The 15,862-nt window shown below is 72.1% G+C and carries 12 protein-coding genes and 1 tRNA gene; 3 read left to right on the top strand and 10 right to left on the bottom strand.

Going from position 1 to position 15,862, the window contains the following annotated elements:
* Nucleotides 1-132 precede the first annotated feature (132 nt).
* Nucleotides 133-1,353 (bottom strand): hypothetical protein, encoded by a 1,221-nt coding sequence (locus ACIGWZ_RS07300; RefSeq protein WP_400061718.1) that lies wholly within the window; start codon nt 1,351-1,353, stop codon nt 133-135.
* Nucleotides 1,353-1,772 carry an SsgA family sporulation/cell division regulator gene (locus ACIGWZ_RS07305; protein WP_400061720.1) on the bottom strand — a complete coding sequence of 140 codons (420 nt, stop codon included), beginning with the start codon at nt 1,770-1,772 and terminating at the stop codon, nt 1,353-1,355. Before ACIGWZ_RS07305 ends, ACIGWZ_RS07300 begins: the two co-directional genes overlap by 1 nt.
* A 662-nt stretch (nt 1,773-2,434) precedes the next feature.
* Here ACIGWZ_RS07305 and ACIGWZ_RS07310 point away from each other — a divergent pair.
* From ACIGWZ_RS07310 to ACIGWZ_RS07320, 3 genes are all read left to right on the top strand, one after another.
* Nucleotides 2,435-2,508 (top strand) — tRNA-Lys (locus ACIGWZ_RS07310).
* Between the two features lie 618 nt (nt 2,509-3,126).
* A complete protein-coding gene (locus tag ACIGWZ_RS07315) occupies nt 3,127-5,139 on the top strand; it encodes a glycosyltransferase family 2 protein (RefSeq protein WP_400061722.1) in 2,013 nt (670 codons plus the stop codon).
* Nucleotides 5,136-7,082: a galactose oxidase-like domain-containing protein gene (locus ACIGWZ_RS07320; protein ID WP_400061724.1), complete on the top strand. Its 1,947-nt coding sequence runs from the start codon at nt 5,136-5,138 to the stop codon at nt 7,080-7,082. The genes ACIGWZ_RS07315 and ACIGWZ_RS07320 overlap by 4 nt, the downstream gene beginning before the upstream one ends.
* A 159-nt stretch (nt 7,083-7,241) precedes the next feature.
* On the opposite strand, the gene ACIGWZ_RS07325 is transcribed toward ACIGWZ_RS07320, so the two are convergent.
* The 8 genes from ACIGWZ_RS07325 to ACIGWZ_RS07360 all read right to left on the bottom strand — a co-directional run bounded on the left by ACIGWZ_RS07325 (nt 7,242) and on the right by ACIGWZ_RS07360 (nt 15,862).
* Nucleotides 7,242-8,345: a glycoside hydrolase family 6 protein gene (locus tag ACIGWZ_RS07325; RefSeq protein ID WP_400061726.1), complete on the bottom strand. Its 1,104-nt coding sequence runs from the start codon at nt 8,343-8,345 to the stop codon at nt 7,242-7,244.
* Nucleotides 8,346-8,563: 218 nt separating this feature from the next.
* Nucleotides 8,564-9,172 (bottom strand): hypothetical protein, encoded by a 609-nt coding sequence (locus tag ACIGWZ_RS07330; RefSeq protein ID WP_400061728.1) that lies wholly within the window; start codon nt 9,170-9,172, stop codon nt 8,564-8,566.
* A 115-nt stretch (nt 9,173-9,287) separates the two neighbouring features.
* Entirely contained in the window at nt 9,288-10,067 is a 780-nt protein-coding gene (locus ACIGWZ_RS07335; RefSeq protein WP_400061729.1) for an HAD-IIA family hydrolase, read from the bottom strand.
* 99 nt (nt 10,068-10,166) lie between these two features.
* The gene (locus ACIGWZ_RS07340; RefSeq protein WP_400061730.1) at nt 10,167-11,747 is read right to left on the bottom strand and encodes an alkaline phosphatase family protein; all 1,581 of its coding nucleotides are present in this window, start codon (nt 11,745-11,747) and stop codon (nt 10,167-10,169) included.
* A gap of 117 nt (nt 11,748-11,864) precedes the next feature.
* Nucleotides 11,865-12,935: a 2-aminoethylphosphonate ABC transporter substrate-binding protein gene (locus ACIGWZ_RS07345; RefSeq protein WP_400061731.1), complete on the bottom strand. Its 1,071-nt coding sequence runs from the start codon at nt 12,933-12,935 to the stop codon at nt 11,865-11,867.
* An 87-nt stretch (nt 12,936-13,022) separates the two neighbouring features.
* A complete protein-coding gene (locus ACIGWZ_RS07350; RefSeq protein WP_400061733.1) occupies nt 13,023-13,820 on the bottom strand; it encodes an ABC transporter permease in 798 nt (265 codons plus the stop codon).
* Nucleotides 13,807-14,691 carry a 2-aminoethylphosphonate ABC transporter permease subunit gene (locus ACIGWZ_RS07355; protein WP_400061735.1) on the bottom strand — a complete coding sequence of 295 codons (885 nt, stop codon included), beginning with the start codon at nt 14,689-14,691 and terminating at the stop codon, nt 13,807-13,809. The genes ACIGWZ_RS07350 and ACIGWZ_RS07355 overlap by 14 nt, the downstream gene beginning before the upstream one ends.
* Nucleotides 14,684-15,862 (bottom strand): ABC transporter ATP-binding protein, encoded by a 1,179-nt coding sequence (locus ACIGWZ_RS07360; RefSeq protein ID WP_400061737.1) that lies wholly within the window; start codon nt 15,860-15,862, stop codon nt 14,684-14,686. The genes ACIGWZ_RS07355 and ACIGWZ_RS07360 overlap by 8 nt, the downstream gene beginning before the upstream one ends.

Raw genomic sequence — 15,862 nt, forward strand, 5'->3', positions numbered from 1 at the left:
CTCGCAGGTGAGCCGTTGGGACGCGGGGATTGTCCCCCGGGGCTCGTACTGGCGTCCGGATGGTGCCGACGTCGGCGCCATGGGGCCGGGCCCGTCACCCCCTCCCTCTCGGGGGAGTTGCGCGCCGTGGGGTCATGCCGCCGCCGGGAGGACGGCCGTTGCGGGGTCGGCGGCGGCGTGGACGAGCGAGGTGTAGGCGCGGCGGAGGGCGATGAGGGATTCCTGGGCCTCCCGGTAGACGGCGGCGTCGGGGCCGCCGCGGTGGGCGAGGGTGCGCACCGGGGCGCAGTGCCGGTCCATGGCGCTCAGCCAGGCGCGTTGGGGTGCCGGAAGGTGGCGGCGCAGAAGCTGGCGCCGGCCGTCGCCCGGCCGGCGGCCGCCGACACCGAGGACCGCGTCCGCGGCCTGGAGGACGGGTGGTTCCAGGGCGCCCTGTTCGACGAGGGCGCCGAGGACGGCGCGCTGCTGCGGGGCCGACGGCGCAGCCGCCAGTTCCGCCGCCTCGGAACGGAGTTGGACGCGCAGGGCGTGCTGGACGCGGACCAGGCGGCGCAGGGCCGTCGGGGTGGAGGAGTCGTCGGGGGCGCGGCCCGCGAGGGTCTCGGCGAGCCGGAAGAGCCAGATGCCGTGCGCCTCCAGGCGGGTCGTGGCCAGCATCAGGCGGTCGAGGCGGCTGAGCGGCCGGCCCTCCGGGGCCCAGCGGACGATGGGGACGAGCGGTTCCGTGCGGGCCAGTTGGTCGATGGGGATGTGCTTGCGCGGTTTGCGCTCGGGGGCCCAGTTGCGGAGCGCGAGGGTGGGCAGCGCGACGAACTGGTCGTGGTCGATGCGATGGGCGACGGCCGCCCACAGGTCGAGGAACCCCTCGTCGGCGATCCGGCGGGCGGCCGGGGCCTGCGGGTCGAGGCCGTTCCAGCCGCAGGACACCGCGATCACCGCGACCCGCATCGCCGCGGCTTCCGCATTGCGCGGCGAGAGGCGGGAGACGCGTTGCCGCAGGGCGCTCAACTCGTCCGCGCGGCGGGCGCGTTCCACGACGGCGACGGCGGTCTCCCGGCAGGGGGCGGCGGCCGCGGCATGGGCCATGGCGTCCAGCCGGGTCCAGGTTCCGATCATGGACCGGACCGGGGGCCGCTCGGGAAGGAAGCCGTGCACCCGGGTCTCGTGCGGCGTCGACCCGCAGGGCGACGGTGCCGGTGCCTGTGCGGGGGACGGCGGACAGGGGCCGGTCGCGGCGTCCGCGGGACGGCGCGGCGCGGGCGGCAGGCCGGGCCGGGGACCGGATGCGGTCGTGCCGTCGGGAGCGGCCGGCGCCGTCTTGTCGAGTTCGGTGGTGATCGGCATGGTCGTCATCAGTGCTTTCCCGCGAGGAGCCGGGCCAGATGGGTATCCATGTCGAGGTATTCGTCCTCCCGGCCGGGCGGCACGACGGCCGCCGTCTGCTCCAGCCATGCGGTCAGCTCCGTTGCACGTACCGACAGCTCGCAGACGCTGTCGTCGGTGGACAGTTCGATGTGGATACGGCGCTGCCCGCCCGGCTCGCGGAACGGCCACACCCGTACGTCTCCTTCTCCGGTCTCGTCGCGCAGGCCGCCCAGCAGCAGATCGCGGGCGAACAGCCAGGTGGCGACCGACCGGCCGCGGGTTATGAAGTCGACCTCGACCTCATAAGGGCGGTCACTGCGGTAGCTGAACCGGCCGGCCACCGGGACCGCGTCGTGCGGTCCTATGAGGAGCTGCATCTCAAGGGTGCGCTTGGCTGTCGACACCACGACGATCAACCTTTCCGAGGAGGGGCGAGTCCCGGGAGACCCGTTTCCGGGGCGCGCGTCCTGGCAGACGTCGACGCGCGCGGTGGGGTTGCCGGAGGTGGGGCAGGAGTGACGGACGCCATCCGGGGACGGCATCTTCGAGGGGTGTGAGCGAGAAGGGCGCGGGTGAGCGGGTCGCGGGCTCGGGCTCGCGCCCGTCCGGCGCGGGACGGCACATTCCGGACCGGTGATTCCGCCGGAAGTGGGCGTGGCGCGGGCCTCCGGGGGCCGCGCCCGGCCCCCGTCCCGGTAGCCGCCTGCGCGGCCGCCTGTGGCACATCCCGGCGTTGCCATGCCAGCTCCCTCCGGGCTCGTTCGGGCTTCCCGTACCGCTCTCGCCTCGGCTGCACACCGCTCGCTCCGGCGTTGGCCTCAGCCTCTCAACGGGCGGTTCATGGCGCATGTTGACGGGCAAGCGGCGACGTACCGCCATGAACCCGATCCTCACAGGCCGATGCGGGCGGCCCGGCGGCCGAAGGTCCCGAGCTGACGGGACTTTCGGCCGGGCGCGGGAGGGTCGCGACCTGGCGAGTGGCACAGGTCACACGGTTCGCGCGTGTGGGTGGTTCGGACGTGGGTACGGAGCACCCCCGAACTTCGTGTAAAGTTCTTCAGGTCAGCGCGCGCCGCTAGCTCAGTTGGTTAGAGCAGCTGACTCTTAATCAGCGGGTCCGGGGTTCGAGTCCCTGGCGGCGCACGTAGCACGAAGGCCCCTCGCCCAGCGAGGGGCCTTCGTCGTTCTGCCGTCGGCCGCGGTGCGGCGCCGGAGCAGTCGGCCTTCGGTCCCGACGAGCAACAGTGCCGCACATTTGTGCGAGGTCGCGGCGAGGCGGAGGGCCTCGGCGGCGAGCGCGAACCCGGCCGGGGCGCGCAAGCGGGCGGGGAGCGTCGCGAGGGCGGTCGGGGCGACGGCCGTGCGGACCGTTCCCGCGCCGAGACAGGCGGCGTACCCATCGGCAGCTCGCCGCCGACGGGTGCCGGACTTTACCGGCGTAAGGCCATGGCATTGCCGGGCGGAGGACCGATGACGGCCGAAATCGATCGGACGTCCCCTGTCGCGCCCTACGGTGGCCTGGACGACGCCCGGTCGAGTGAGGCGCGGAGTGGTGCGCAGGGGGCGCGACCCACCGGCCTCGCGCCGCCAACTCCCGCCGGGGAAGGGGTAGTTCAGGCGTGGTGTGCAACCACCGCACGGTCGCGGCCGTCTCACCCGATGGGGGCCGATCGAGTGGACCCGAGTCGGTCGACGGGGACCGCGGACTCGGGCCATCAGCTAGTGGCACGCAGCCGGTGCTGCGTGCGGGGGGATGGACTCATGACGTCGCCACCTGACGGCGCCCGTAAGGCGTATCCGTACGACCCACGGCCTGCGCAGGGACAGCAGCCCGCACCGGGGCAGCGGTCCGTGCACGACCGGCCGACGCCCTACGACCCCTCCGCGACCACCCGGCTGCGCGTACCACGCCAGCACTGGCAGCAGCGGCGGACGCCGCGCGCACCGCTGCCGCGCTACGACTACGAGCACTACAGCCGGCTGGCCGGACCGCTCACCCAGCCCGACCCGGACAAGCCCTACCGGGTCCGCTACCGCTCCCTCCTCGCCGACGAGCCGCACCGCATCCGGGCGGCCCTGCTGCTGGGCGCCGCGCCCCTGGTCTCCCTCGGCCTGCTGGTCTGGCTGCTGCAGCCCGCCCACTGGACCCAACGCGACCACCCCGCCCAGGAGTTCCTGCCGGCGCTGGACGTCGTCATGCTCGTCGCCATAGGGCTGATCGAGTTCTTCCGGTGCATGAACGTGCTCTCCAATGCGCACGCCACCCTCGTCGCCCGCGACCCGGTCCCGGTCGTGCCCGAGCACGGCACCCGCGTCGCCTTCCTCACCTCCTTCGTCCCCGGCAAGGAACCCCTGGCCATGGTGACGAAGACACTGGAGGCCGCGGTCAAGGTGCGCCACCGGGGGCCGCTGCACGTCTGGCTGCTGGACGAGGGCGACGACCCCGAGGTCAAGGAGGTCTGCCGGCGGCTGGGCGTCCACCACTTCACCCGCAAGGGCACCGCCGAGTGGAACCGGCCCAAGGGCCCGTACCGCGCCAGGACCAAGCACGGCAACTACAACGCCTGGCTGCAGGCGCACGGCGACGACTACGACTACTTCGCCTCCGTCGACACCGACCACGTCCCGCTGCCCAACTACCTGGAGCGGATGCTCGGCTTCTTCCGCGATCCGGACGTCGGATTCGTCATCGGCCCGCAGGTGTACGGCAATTACGACACCTTCGTCACCAAGGCCGCCGAGTCGCAGCAGTTCCTCTTCCACGCGCTGATCCAGCGGGCCGGCAACCGCTACGGCGCGCCGATGTTCGTCGGCACGTCCAATGCCGTACGCATCAGCGCGCTCCGCCAGATAGGCGGGCTGTACGACTCGATCACGGAGGACATGGCGACCGGGTTCGAGATGCACCGGCACCGCAATCCGCGCACGGGGCGGAAGTGGCGCTCGGTCTACACGCCGGACGTGCTCGCCGTCGGCGAGGGGCCGACGGCCTGGACGGACTTCTTCACCCAGCAGCTGCGCTGGTCGCGCGGGACGTACGAGACGATCCTCAAGCAGTTCTGGAGGGCGCCGTTCACGCTGCCGCCCGGCCGGCTCTTCAACTACACCATGATGGTGATCTTCTACCCGATGTCGGCGCTGAACTGGATTCTGGCGGCGCTCAGTTGCGCGCTGTTCCTGGGGCTGGGCGCCTCGGGCGTCCAGATCGACCCCTCGGTGTGGATGATGCTCTACGGCAATGCCTCGGCGCTGCAGATCGGCCTGTACGTCTGGAACCGGCGGCACAATGTCTCGCCGCACGAACCGCAGGGGTCGGGCGGGATCGCCGGCATGATGATGTCCGCGCTGTCCGCGCCCATCTATGCCCGCGCGCTCTTCGATGCCGTACTGCGGCGCAAGAGCGGATTCGTGGTGACGCCGAAGGGCGATGCGTCGAGTCCGGACACGCTGTTCGGGACGTTCCGGGTGCATCTGTTCTTCCTTCTCGTCTTCGGGGGGTCGCTGGGCGCCTCGTTCGTCCTGGGGCACAGCCATCCGGCGATGATCATGTGGGCCGCGTTGGCGCTGCTGATCACGGCCGCGCCGATCGTCGCCTGGCGGGCCGCCGTCCACGGGCAGAAGCGCAGGCGGCGGGCGGCGGCCGCCACCGATGACGGGAGCGCCCCGGCCACCGACCGGACCGGCGAACCGACCCCCGACCGGACCGGCAGCCCGGCCGTCCGCCCGGCCGCCGACCAGACCCGGCAGATCGCTTTTGGGGGACGTCAGCCATGAAGTACCGTCCGAGCCGCCGCGCCCGCCGAGTGGCCATAGCGACGGCGGTGGTGCTGGCGCTGGCCGGGATGAACGGGCCGGCGCTCTACGACTTCGCCTCGGAGCAGTACCACCGGTACGAGATCAACAAGCCCGAGTACAAGGCGGCGAACGGCCACTGGGACACCGTCGACGTCCCGGACAAGTACCGCATCAACACCATCCATGCGGCCCTGCTGCACACCGGGAAGGTGCTGCTGGTCGCCGGGTCGGGCAACAACGCCGCCAACTTCCGCGCCAAGTCCTTCCGTACGGTGCTGTGGGATCCGCGGAGGAACACCTTCAAGAACATCGGCACCCCCAAGGACCTCTTCTGTTCCGGGCACACCCAGCTCCCGGACGGCAAGCTCCTGGTGGCGGGCGGCACCCGGCGCTACGAGAAGTTGGGCGGCGATGTGAAGAAGGCCGGCGGCCTCATGATCGTCTACAACGAGAACCCGGAGGGGCCCCGGACCTTCCCGGCCGGCACGCGCTTCACCGGCAACGAGAACGGCAGGACCTTCGCGTCCAAGGACCCGGTCGTGGTGCCGCGGGCGAAGAAGACCAAGGACCCGGTGACCGGCAGGGTGACCGTGACACACAGCCAGGCCCGGGTCTATGTCGAGGCGCTCGAGGAGGGCCGCGAGTACTCCACCGGCGCCCAGGACCACTACCGCATCCACGGCCTGACCGGCGTGGATGCGCACAACCTCTACGGCATCGCGCAGAAGCTGTCCTTCGACAAGAAGGACTTCCAGGGGATCCGGGACTCCTTCGAATTCGACCCGGTGGCCGAGCGCTACGTACCCGTCGACCCGATGAACGAGGCCCGCTGGTATCCGACGCTGACCGGCCTCCAGGACGGCAAGGTCCTCTCGGTCTCCGGGCTGGACGACATCGGGCAGGTCGTCCCCGGCAAGAACGAGGTCTACGACCCGCGGACGAAGAAGTGGACCTACCTCCCCCGGCAGCGCTTCTTCCCCACCTATCCGGCCCTCTTCCTCACCGACCGGGGACGGATCTTCTACACCGGCTCCAACGCGGGCTACGGCCCGGACAACGTCGGCCGCACCCCGGGCATCTGGGATCTGACGTCGAACAGCTTCCGGACCGTACCGGGGATGAGCGATCCGGACATCCTCGAGACGTCGATGTCCGTGCTGCTGCCGCCCGCCCAGGCACAGCGGTACATGGTGCTCGGCGGGGGCGGGGTCGGCGAGGATCCCCGGGCGACCGCCAGGACGCGGATCGTGGACCTGCACTCCCCCAGCCCGCGCTTCAGGGACGGCCCCGACCTCTATGCCAAGGCCCGCTACCCCAGCAGCGTGATCCTGCCGGACGACTCGGTGCTGACCACCAACGGCTCGGGCGACTACCGCGGACGCGGCGACTCCAATGTCCTCAAGGCGGAGCTGTACGACCCACGGAGCAACACCGCGCGCCAGGTGGCCGATCCGCTGGTGGGCCGCAACTACCACTCCGGTGCGCTGCTGCTGCCGGACGGCCGGGTGATGACCTTCGGGTCCGACTCGCTCTTCGCCGACAAGGACAACACCAGGCCCGGTGTCTTCCAGCAGCAGATCGATCTCTACACGCCGCCGTACCTCTTCCGGCACTCGCGGCCCCAGCTGACGGATCCCGGGCCGAAGACGGTGCCGTTGGGCGGGCGGGTGACGTACGGGACGAAGCAGGGCGCCGCGATCACCAGGATGCGGCTGCTGCGGCCCGGCTCATTCACCCATGTCACCAACGTCGAACAGCGCTCCATCGCCCTGGACTTCACGAAGACCGCGAGCGGGGTGACCGTCACCCTGCCCAAGGACCCGTCGCTGGTGCCGCCCGGCTGGTACATGCTCCACGCGATCGACGGCCACGGGACGCCGTCGACGGCGGTGTGGGTGAGGGTGCCGGTGGTCGGGCGGTAGCCGTTCACCGCTGCCGCTCCTTCTTCCCCTCCCCTCCCCCCCGCCCGCCCCGCCACCGCCTCCCTGGCCGACGTGCGCTCCTCGTCGGCTCCTGCCCCTCGTCGGCGTGCGCTCGCCGTCGGCTCGTGCCCCTCGTCGGCGTGCGCTCGCCCGCCGGCGCTAATTCTTCGCGTTGCGGGCCAGTTGCAGGGCGTACGTGGGCCACCACTCGCCCGCCTTGGGGCCGCCCTTGCAGGTGCCGTCCGACTCGCCCGGCCGTTTGATCCACAGGTAGGCGGCCGTCTGCGGGTCGCCGGTCCTGGTCGTGGGCGGGGTGCCCAGTGCGCGGCCGGGCGGGTTGCACCAATTCTCCGGGTCGTCGCCGCCGGGTGCCGGGCCGTTGCCGTTGCGGCCGGTGTCGATGACGAAGCGCTTGCCGCCGACCATCGCGGCCAGTCGCTTGCCGTACGCCGTGTTCTCCGCCGTGGTCCGGTAGTTGGATATGTTCAGCGCGAAGCCGTCGGCCCGGTCGATGCCGGCCCGCTTCAGCGGTTCGGCCATCCGGCCCGGGTCCTTGATCCAGTGCGGATTGCCGGCATCCAGATAGACCTTGGTGTGCGCCAGCCCCTTGAGCTTGCCGACCGCCTCCGTCAGCAGGGCGTAGCGCTCCTCGTGGAACCGCGCCGGGGTGCACCCGTCGGCGATGTGCGGCAGCGCGTCGGGCTCCAGGACGACCGTGGCGGCGCGGTCGCCGATGCCCTTGAGCACGCCGTCCAGCCAGCTCCGATAGGCGTTGCCGTCCGCGGCGCCGCCCTGGGAGTAGCTGCCGCAGTCGCGGTGCGGGATGTCGTAGAGGACGAGCAGCGCCTCCCGGTCGGCCGCGGCGGCCGCCTCGGTGAAGCCGCGCGCCTGGCCCTCCGGGTCGTCGACGCCTATCCACTCGGCCACCGGCTGCGCCGCGATCCGCTGGATGAGCCGGGCGTCGTCGGGCCTGCCGTCCTTGACGTAGGCCCGGACCTGGCGGGCCGCCGTGCCGTCCGGATTGACCCAGAACGGGGCGATGGATCGGGGGCGTTGGGCGGGACGGGACGGAACGCCGTCGCCGTCGTTCGCGCTCTGGCCGTCGGGGGACGAGGAGCAGCCGGCGAGCAGCGGAAGGGCCGCGAGGAGGAGAAGGAGGGCCCGGAGAGGGAGAAGGAGAGGGAGAAAGGGGGTCTTTGAGGGGAGGGGCGCGTGGGGCGGTCCGCCGCCCACCGCCCCTCGGAGATTTCCGTTGCCGTCCATCAACTCCCCCTCGGAGCACGGAATCCGGCCGGCGGGAGATCGCCGACTGCAACAATCGTGGCACACGGCCCGCCGGCCCGGCCCGGCCTGTGGACAACCTCCCGAGGACCGCCCGCACCCGCCCGAGGACCGCCCGCGCCGGCTCCGGTGACGCCTGCGGCCCGTCAGCCGATGTCGATGAGGGCCGACCCTCTCTCACCGGGCCGGCCCGCTCTCGTCTAGTTGGCTTCCCGTCTGCCCCCGCCCTCCCGTTCGCGCCGGATCCGCAGCCGCAGCCGCAGCAACTGCCCCGCGACGACCAGGAGCGCGCCCCCGGTCAGGACCAGGCCGACGGCCGAGGTGCTGGTCAGTTCGCGGTTGGCGTCGGCCTGTTCGGAGGGGGTCGGCCGAGGCGCCCGGTGGTCGTCTCCGGTGGCGCCGTCGTCGGCCGGTACGGACCGGCGGGAGGCGGCCGCGGCGACCCGGACCGTCCCGGTGGCGAGGGCGGACGCCGCCCGGCCGGCCGCCGCCGGGCAGGCGACGGTGACGGTGTGTGCCCCGGGGGCGGCCTCGTGCCGGATCCGGGTGCCGCCGGCGAGGGCGCGGCCGTCCCCCTCGGCGCTGCGGGCCAGCGGCACCGTACCGGCGAACGCCGACGACCCGGCGGTGGCCCGTGCGGCGTCGCAGCCGGTGACATGGAGGGTGACCGCGGTGCCGGGGGCGGCCGCGGCGGGCGTGACGGAGACGGTCGCGGTCCCGGTGCCGCGCCCGTCGTCGGCGTACGCGGGTGCCGTCGTCACCACGCACGCCGCGACGGCGGCACCGAGAATCAGGTGCGCTGAGTCCATGGGGAACCTCCGCATACTCCGAAGGTCCGCCCGCGCAAGGCGGTCCGCATCCGGTACGGCCCGGCGCTGCACCGTTCCAGTGAGTGTCCGGGCGGCTCCCGCCGCGGCCGGCCGGTCAGACCAGGTCGACCAGGTCCGCGATGGAGTCGACGACCCGGGAGGGCCGGAACGGGTGCCGTTCGACCTCCTCGGGGCGGGTCAGGCCGGTCAGCACCAGGAAGGTCTCCATCCCCGCCTCCAGACCGGCCAGCACATCGGTGTCCATCCGGTCGCCGATCATGGCGGAGGTCTCGGAGTGGGCGCCGATGACGTTCAGGCCGTGCCGCATCATCAGCGGGTTGGGCTTGCCGACGAAGTACGGCGCGACGCCGGTCGCCTTGGTGATCAGCGCGGCGACCGATCCGGTCGCGGGCAGCGCCCCCTGGGGCGAGGGGCCCGTCTCGTCGGGGTTGGTGGCGATGAACCGGGCGCCGTCGTTGATCAGCCGGATGGCCTTGGTCAGCGCCTCGAAGGAGTAGGTCCGCGTCTCGCCGAGTACGACGTAATCGGGGGCGTGGTCAGTCAGGACGTAGCCGATGTCGTGCAGGGCGGTGGTCAGGCCGGCCTCCCCGATGACGTACGCGGTGCCGCCGGGCCGCTGCTCGTCCAGGAACTTCGCGGTGGCCAGCGCGGACGTCCAGATCGACTCCCAGGGCACGTCCAGCCCGATCCGGCTCAGCCGGGCGTGCAGGTCACGCGGCGTGTAGATGGAGTTGTTGGTCAGGACGAGGAAGGGCTTGCCCGATTCGCGCAGCCGCTTGATGAAGGCGTCCGCCCCGGGGACCGGGACCCCCTCGTGCATCAGGACGCCGTCCATGTCGGTGAGCCATGACTCGATCGGCTTGCGCTCTGCCACTGCCGGACTCCTGCCGTACGTGTAGACCCGATTCGTCCGCCGCCCGCCGCGGGTCACCCGGGTGACCCGCGGTTCGTACGTGCGGCCGACGAGCCCACCCTAAGTCAGGGGGGCGCGCCTCTGCTCCTGCCGATGAGGGGGAATTCCGGACCGGGGCCGGGGTCGGCCCGTCGCGAGCGCGACGCCGTCGATCGCCCAGTACCAGTCGTTGCCGCCGGTGTACCGGAAGTGGAACCGGGCGCTGCGTGCCCCGGCCGGGACCGTGAGCGCGAGGGTCTCGACGCGGGCGGGGGCGTCGGCGGTGTAGGTCTTCACGGGGGTGGCGGGGGCGCCGTCGTAGGAGACGAGGACCTCGGCCTTCTGGGAACCCTCCTGGAGGTAGTGGGTGGTGTAGGTGAGGGTGGCCGTGGTGGCGCCGTCGAGCGGCCAGGACGGGGTGCTGAGGGTGGAGTCGAAGGTGCCGGTGACGGCCTTGTCGGACCATTCGTCGCCGTCGGCGACCGCGAAGACGCCGCGGGCGCGGACGTTGGACTCGCGTTGCTGGCCGGGGGCGGTCTTGGTCCAGAACTCGTCGGTGGTGAAGGACCAGCCGCGCCACTCGGTGACCCCGCCGCCGCCCATGGTGCGGTTGTCGACCGACCAGCCGGCGGGCGGGGTGTGGGTGAAGCCCAGTACGGAACCGCCCACTCCGGTCTCGTCGACGGCGGTGCCCAGTTCCGGGCGCAGGGTGTCGAAGTCGTCGACGGCGGAGGCGTGGAGGGGGCGGCCGTCCAGCCGCCAGGCGGGGTCGGCGGGGATGCCGAGGTGGTGCAGGGCGGTGGCCGCGATGTCGACGATCTTGACGTCGTTGCGGAGGGCGCCGGCGGGCAGGCCGGATCCGGTGGCGATGACGAAGGTCTGGCGTTCGGCCCAGGTGGCGCCGCCGTGGCCGCCTGGGTCGGTGTGGCCGTGGTCGGCGGTGACGAGGACGAGCCAGTCCTCGGAGGCGTGGGTGGGGCGGGCGGCGAGGGCCGCGAGCAGTTCGCCGACCTGGGCGTCGACGGTGTGGAGGGCGTCCAGGTAGGCCTGGGAGGCGGCGCCCGAGGAGTGGCCGGCGTGGTCGACGTTGTCGAGCTGGACGAAGACCGCGTCGGGGTTGCCGTTGCGCAGCTCGGCCACGGCGCGGGCGGTGGTGCCCTTGTCGTATTCCGCCTCGGGGGTGGCGATGCGGGTGTCGACCTCGGCGGAGAAGATCCGGTCGGGGATGGGGCCCCAGGAGGCGACGGCGTAGGTGCGGAGCGCCGGGCGGGCCCGCTCGATGCGGGTGAGGACGTCGGGGTAGGTGGCGTAGTCGGCGCCGGTGAAGCTGTTGTCCTTGACGCCGTGTTTGTCGGGCCAGACGCCGGTGATGATCGTCGACCAGCCGGGGGCGGATTCCGTACGGGCCATGGGCTCGGCGTAGAGGCTGGTGGGGGCGGTGACGCCGGCGGCCATCAGGCCGTCGAGGGTGGGGGTGTCGGCGTCCTTGACGCGGTCCAGGCGGCCGGCTCCGTCCAGGCCGATGACCAGGACCTTGGGGGTGGCCGAGCGTCGGGCGGCGGCTCGGGAGAGGCCGGCGAGGGGGCCGGTGGCGAGGGCGGCGAGCGCCAGGCCACCGGTCGCGCCGGTGAGCCAGGCCCTGCGGGATATCGCTGACGACATGGGAGTCCTCTGGGTGTGGGGTGGGGAGGGCTGCGCTGTTCGTGCGATGACGCGCCAACTCCCCCGTAGGAGAAGGGGGAGTTGGCGCGTGGGGGCTTTCCGGGGCCTCGGGAGCGGTCAGCTGCCGGTGGCCGTCTTCCAGGCGGTGACGTACGTGTCGAGGTTCTTGTCGATGTCGTTCCAGTCGGGACGGAAGACCTCGACCCCGTCCATGATCTTGGCGAGGGCGGTGGCGTTGGTGTCGGAGGCCTTGATGTCCTTGCGGGCGGTGAAGCCGCCGCCGACCGAGGAGACCTCCTTCTGGACGTCCTCGGACAGCAGGTAGTCCAGGAACTTCTTGGCGTTGGCGCTGTGCGGGGCGTTCTTGACCAGGCCCGCGGCGTAGGGGAGCGCGAAGGTGGAGGGCTTGCCGCCGGGCTTCGCGGCGGGGAAGAAGATGCCCTGGCCGGGCATCGACTTCATGTTGGCGTAGTTCATCTGGACATCGCCGTTGGCGACCAGGAGTTCGCCCTTGTCGGTCTTGGGGGCGAGCTGGCCGGTGGAGGAGGACGGGCCGACGTTGTTGGCCTGGAGCTTCTTGAGGAACGTCATGGCGGGGCCCTGGCCGCCGAAGTCGTGCATGGCCTTGATGAGTACGGCGGTGCCGTCGCCGGCGACACCAGGGGTGGAGTACTGGAGCTTGTCCTTGAACTTGCCGTCCGTCAGATCGGCCCAGGTCGCGGGCGCCTGCTTCAGTTCCTTCTTGTTGTAGATGAAGCAGAAGTAGTTGTTGACGACGGAGGTCCACCTGCCGTTCGGGTCCTTGTCGGCGGCCGCGACCTGGTCCGAGCCCTTGGGGCGGTAGGTGTCCAGCAGGCCCTTGCCGTCGGCCTGCTGGATGAAGGGCGGGAGGGTGACCACGACGTCGGCCTTGGTGTTGGCGCGTTCACGGGCCAGGCGCTGGACGGCGGCGCCGGAGCCGGACTCGACGTAGTTGACCTTGATGCCGGTCTTCTTCTCGAAGTCCTTGAAGACCTTGTCGTAGAAGCCGTCGCCCTTCTCGCCCTTGAGGCCGTCGGCGCTGTAGACGGTGATCTCCTTGGCGTCGGGGTCGGCGGAGGAGGCGCCGCAGGCGGTGAGCGGGGCGCCGAGGGCGAGGGCGCCGAGGGCGGCGGCGAGCGGCCGGAGGGGGAGGCGGGGACGGGACATCGCGAGGCAACTCCTAAGGCGTTCAAGGTGTTCAGAAGGGAGAAGAGGAGGAACGGGAGCGGGCCGAGGGGGAGAGCGTGGAGCGGGTCAGCGGTAGGTGGCCTTGGTGCGGATCCGGGAGACGGCGAGCAGGACGAGCAGGGTCGTGGCCATGAGGGCCACGGCGAGGGCCGCGCCGGTGAAGAGGGAGCCGCGGTCGGTGGCGGCGAAGATCCGGACCGGGAGCGGCGTCCAGTCGGGGGGATAGATCATCACCGTGGCGCTGAGCTCTCCCATGGAGAGCGCGAAGCACAGGCCCATGGCCGCCGTCAGCGACGGCAGGAGCAGGGGGAGCTTGACCCGCCACAGGACGTAGGCGGGGCGGGCGCCGAGGCCGGCGGCGCTCTGTTCGTACGCCGGGTCGAGACGGGCGAGGGCGGCCGTCACGGACTGGTAGGCGAAGGCGGTGACCAGCACGGTGTGGGCGATGATCACGATCCCCGGGGTGCCGTTGAGCAGGAAGGGGGGCCGGGAGAAGGCGACGAGGAGGGAGAGGCCGATCACCACCGAGGGAACGGCGACGGGGAGGAGGAAGAGGCCGTCGAGGAGGCGGCGGGTGCGACGGCCGAGCCTTTCGGCCGCCAGGGCGGCCCAGGTGCCGCCGGCCAGCGCCGCCGCGCCGGCCGCGAGCGCGGTCAGGACGCTGGTGATCAGCGCCTGGAGGGAGTCGCCCTGCGCGATGTCCTGATAGTGCGTCAGGGTCGCGCCGGAGGGGAGCGCGCCGCTCCAGCCGGTCGCGAAGGACGCGGCGACGATCACGAGCAGGGGCAGCGCGAAGACGGGGACGAAGAGCAGGAAGAAGAGGGTGTGGACGGCCCGGCGGGCGGTCCTGCTATGCACCAGCACGTCGTGGCTCACCTCCGGTACGGGCGCCCGTACGCGATGCCACGGTCCGGTAAAGGGCGTAGAGCGCGACGGACAGGGCGATGTTGAGGACGGCGACGACGCAGGCGCCGGTGTAGTCGCCGTCGAGGATGGCCTTCGTGTAGACGAGCATCGGCAGGGTGACGACGTCCTTGGCCCCGGTGAACAGGACGATCCCGAACTCGTTGAGGCACAGGACGAGGACGAGCGCGCCGCCCGCGGCCAGCGAGGGCAGCGCTTCGGGCAGGATCACCTTCCGCACGATCGCCGGCGGCCGCGCGCCGAGGGAGGCTGCCGCCTCCAGCTGTCCGGTCTCCACCTGGGAGAAGGCGGCCAGCAGGGGCCGCATCACGAACGGGGTGAAGTAGGTGACCTCGGCCAGCAGTACGCCCCAGGGGGTGTGCAGAAAGTTCAGCGGGCCGGACGCGGCGCCCGTCGCATCCGTCCACAGGCCGTTGGCCACGCCGGACGTGCCGTAGAGGAACAGCAGCGCGAGAGTGATCAGGAAGGAGGGGAAGGCCAGAAAGATGTCGATGAAGCGGGCCAGTGCCTTGCCGCCGGGGAACGGCACGAAGGCGATCACCAGGGCGAGCACCAGGCCGAGGAGGAGGGCGCCGAGGGTCGCGCCGACGGCTATCAGGACGGTGTTGGTTAGGGCTTCGCGGAAGGAGGCCTCGGCGAAGACGGTGGTGTAGGGGGCGGTGGAGTGGCCGCTGCCGTCATCGGGGGTGAAGGACTGCCACACCACCAGGGCGAGGGGGTAGAGGAAGACCAGGGCCAGGGCGGCGGTGGGCGGGAGGGCCCAGAGGGCCGCCTTGCCACGGGGAGGCCCGGCGGAGCGGGGACTAGCCATCGTGACCGCCGTCCCGCTGCCACCGGCCGGCGTCCCCGCCGTCCCGGCCGCCCTCGCCGATCCCCGCCGGAATGAGGACGCCGTCCTCGGGCACGAAGTGCAGCGTGATCTCGTCGCCGAGGGCCGGGGTCCGGCGCAGTTCGCGCAGATCGGCCATGACGCGATGGCCGTCGACGTCCGCGCAGAGGCGGTGGGTCGAGCCGCGCCACTGCACCTCGGTGATCCTGCCGGTGAGCGTATTGCCGTCGGCGCCGGGGCTCTCGCCGAGTCCGACGAGATGCGGGCGTACGCACAAGGTGGCGGCGGCGCCGGCGGCCACTCCGTCCACGGGCACGGTCAGCTTGCGGCCGGCGAAGTGGACGCCGTCGCCGGCGACCGTGACCGGCAGCAGATTGGCGGTGCCGACGAACGACGCGGTGAATTCGGTACGCGGGCGCCGGTAGAGCTCCTGCGGGGTGCCGCAGTCGCGCAGCCGGGCCTTGTCGAGCACGGCGATCCGGTCGGCCAGCGTCAGCGCCTCCACCTGGTCATGGGTGACGTAGAGGATGGTGACGTCGGGCAGCTCGCGGTGCAGCCGGGCGAGTTCGGCGAGCATGCCGGAGCGGAGCTGGGCGTCGAGGGCGGAGAGGGGTTCGTCCAGCAGCAGGACGCCGGGGCGGATGGCCAGCGCGCGGGCGATGGCGACGCGCTGCTGCTGGCCGCCGGACAGCTCGCGGGGGTGCCGGCCCGCGTAGGCGGCCATGCCGGTCATCTCCAGCGCCTCGGCGACCCGCCCGGCGATCTCGGCCCGCGGCACCTTCTGCGCCTTGAGGCCGAAGGCGACGTTCTCGGCGACCTTCATGTGCGGGAACAGCGCGTACTGCTGGACGACCATGCCGATGCCGCGCTTGTACGGCGGCAGCCCGGTGACGTCCCGGCCGCCGATCAGCACCCGCCCGGAGGCGGGCTGGACGAATCCGGCGACGGCCCGCAGCGCGGTGGTCTTGCCGGAGCCGGACGGGCCGAGCAGGGCCATCACCTCGCCCGGTTCGACGGTCAGGGAGAAGGAGTCCAGGACGGTGTTCGGGCCGCCGGGACCGCCGTTCCTGCCCGCCCTGCCGTTCCTGCCGTTCCTGCCGTAGACGACGGACACGTCGTCGAAGCGGATCCCGGCCTCCGGAGCGGCGGCCAT

It is taken from the genome of Streptomyces sp. NPDC053427, from assembly GCF_044544985.1.
Taxonomy (GTDB): domain Bacteria; phylum Actinomycetota; class Actinomycetes; order Streptomycetales; family Streptomycetaceae; genus Streptomyces.

Bases quoted from the DNA above. Each gene is read 5' to 3' on its own strand.
- ACIGWZ_RS07300 (WP_400061718.1), bottom strand. From the start codon at position 1,353: ATGACGACCATGCCGATCACCACCGAACTCGACAAGACGGCGCCGGCC.
- ACIGWZ_RS07315 (WP_400061722.1), top strand. From the start codon at position 3,127: ATGACGTCGCCACCTGACGGCGCCCGTAAGGCGTATCCGTACGACCCA.
- ACIGWZ_RS07320 (WP_400061724.1), top strand. From the start codon at position 5,136: ATGAAGTACCGTCCGAGCCGCCGCGCCCGCCGAGTGGCCATAGCGACG.
- ACIGWZ_RS07325 (WP_400061726.1), bottom strand. From the start codon at position 8,345: ATGGACGGCAACGGAAATCTCCGAGGGGCGGTGGGCGGCGGACCGCCC.
- ACIGWZ_RS07330 (WP_400061728.1), bottom strand. From the start codon at position 9,172: ATGGACTCAGCGCACCTGATTCTCGGTGCCGCCGTCGCGGCGTGCGTG.
- ACIGWZ_RS07340 (WP_400061730.1), bottom strand. From the start codon at position 11,747: ATGTCGTCAGCGATATCCCGCAGGGCCTGGCTCACCGGCGCGACCGGT.
- ACIGWZ_RS07345 (WP_400061731.1), bottom strand. From the start codon at position 12,935: ATGTCCCGTCCCCGCCTCCCCCTCCGGCCGCTCGCCGCCGCCCTCGGC.
- ACIGWZ_RS07355 (WP_400061735.1), bottom strand. From the start codon at position 14,691: ATGGCTAGTCCCCGCTCCGCCGGGCCTCCCCGTGGCAAGGCGGCCCTC.
- ACIGWZ_RS07360 (WP_400061737.1), bottom strand. From the start codon at position 15,862: ATGGCCGCCGCTCCGGAGGCCGGGATCCGCTTCGACGACGTGTCCGTC.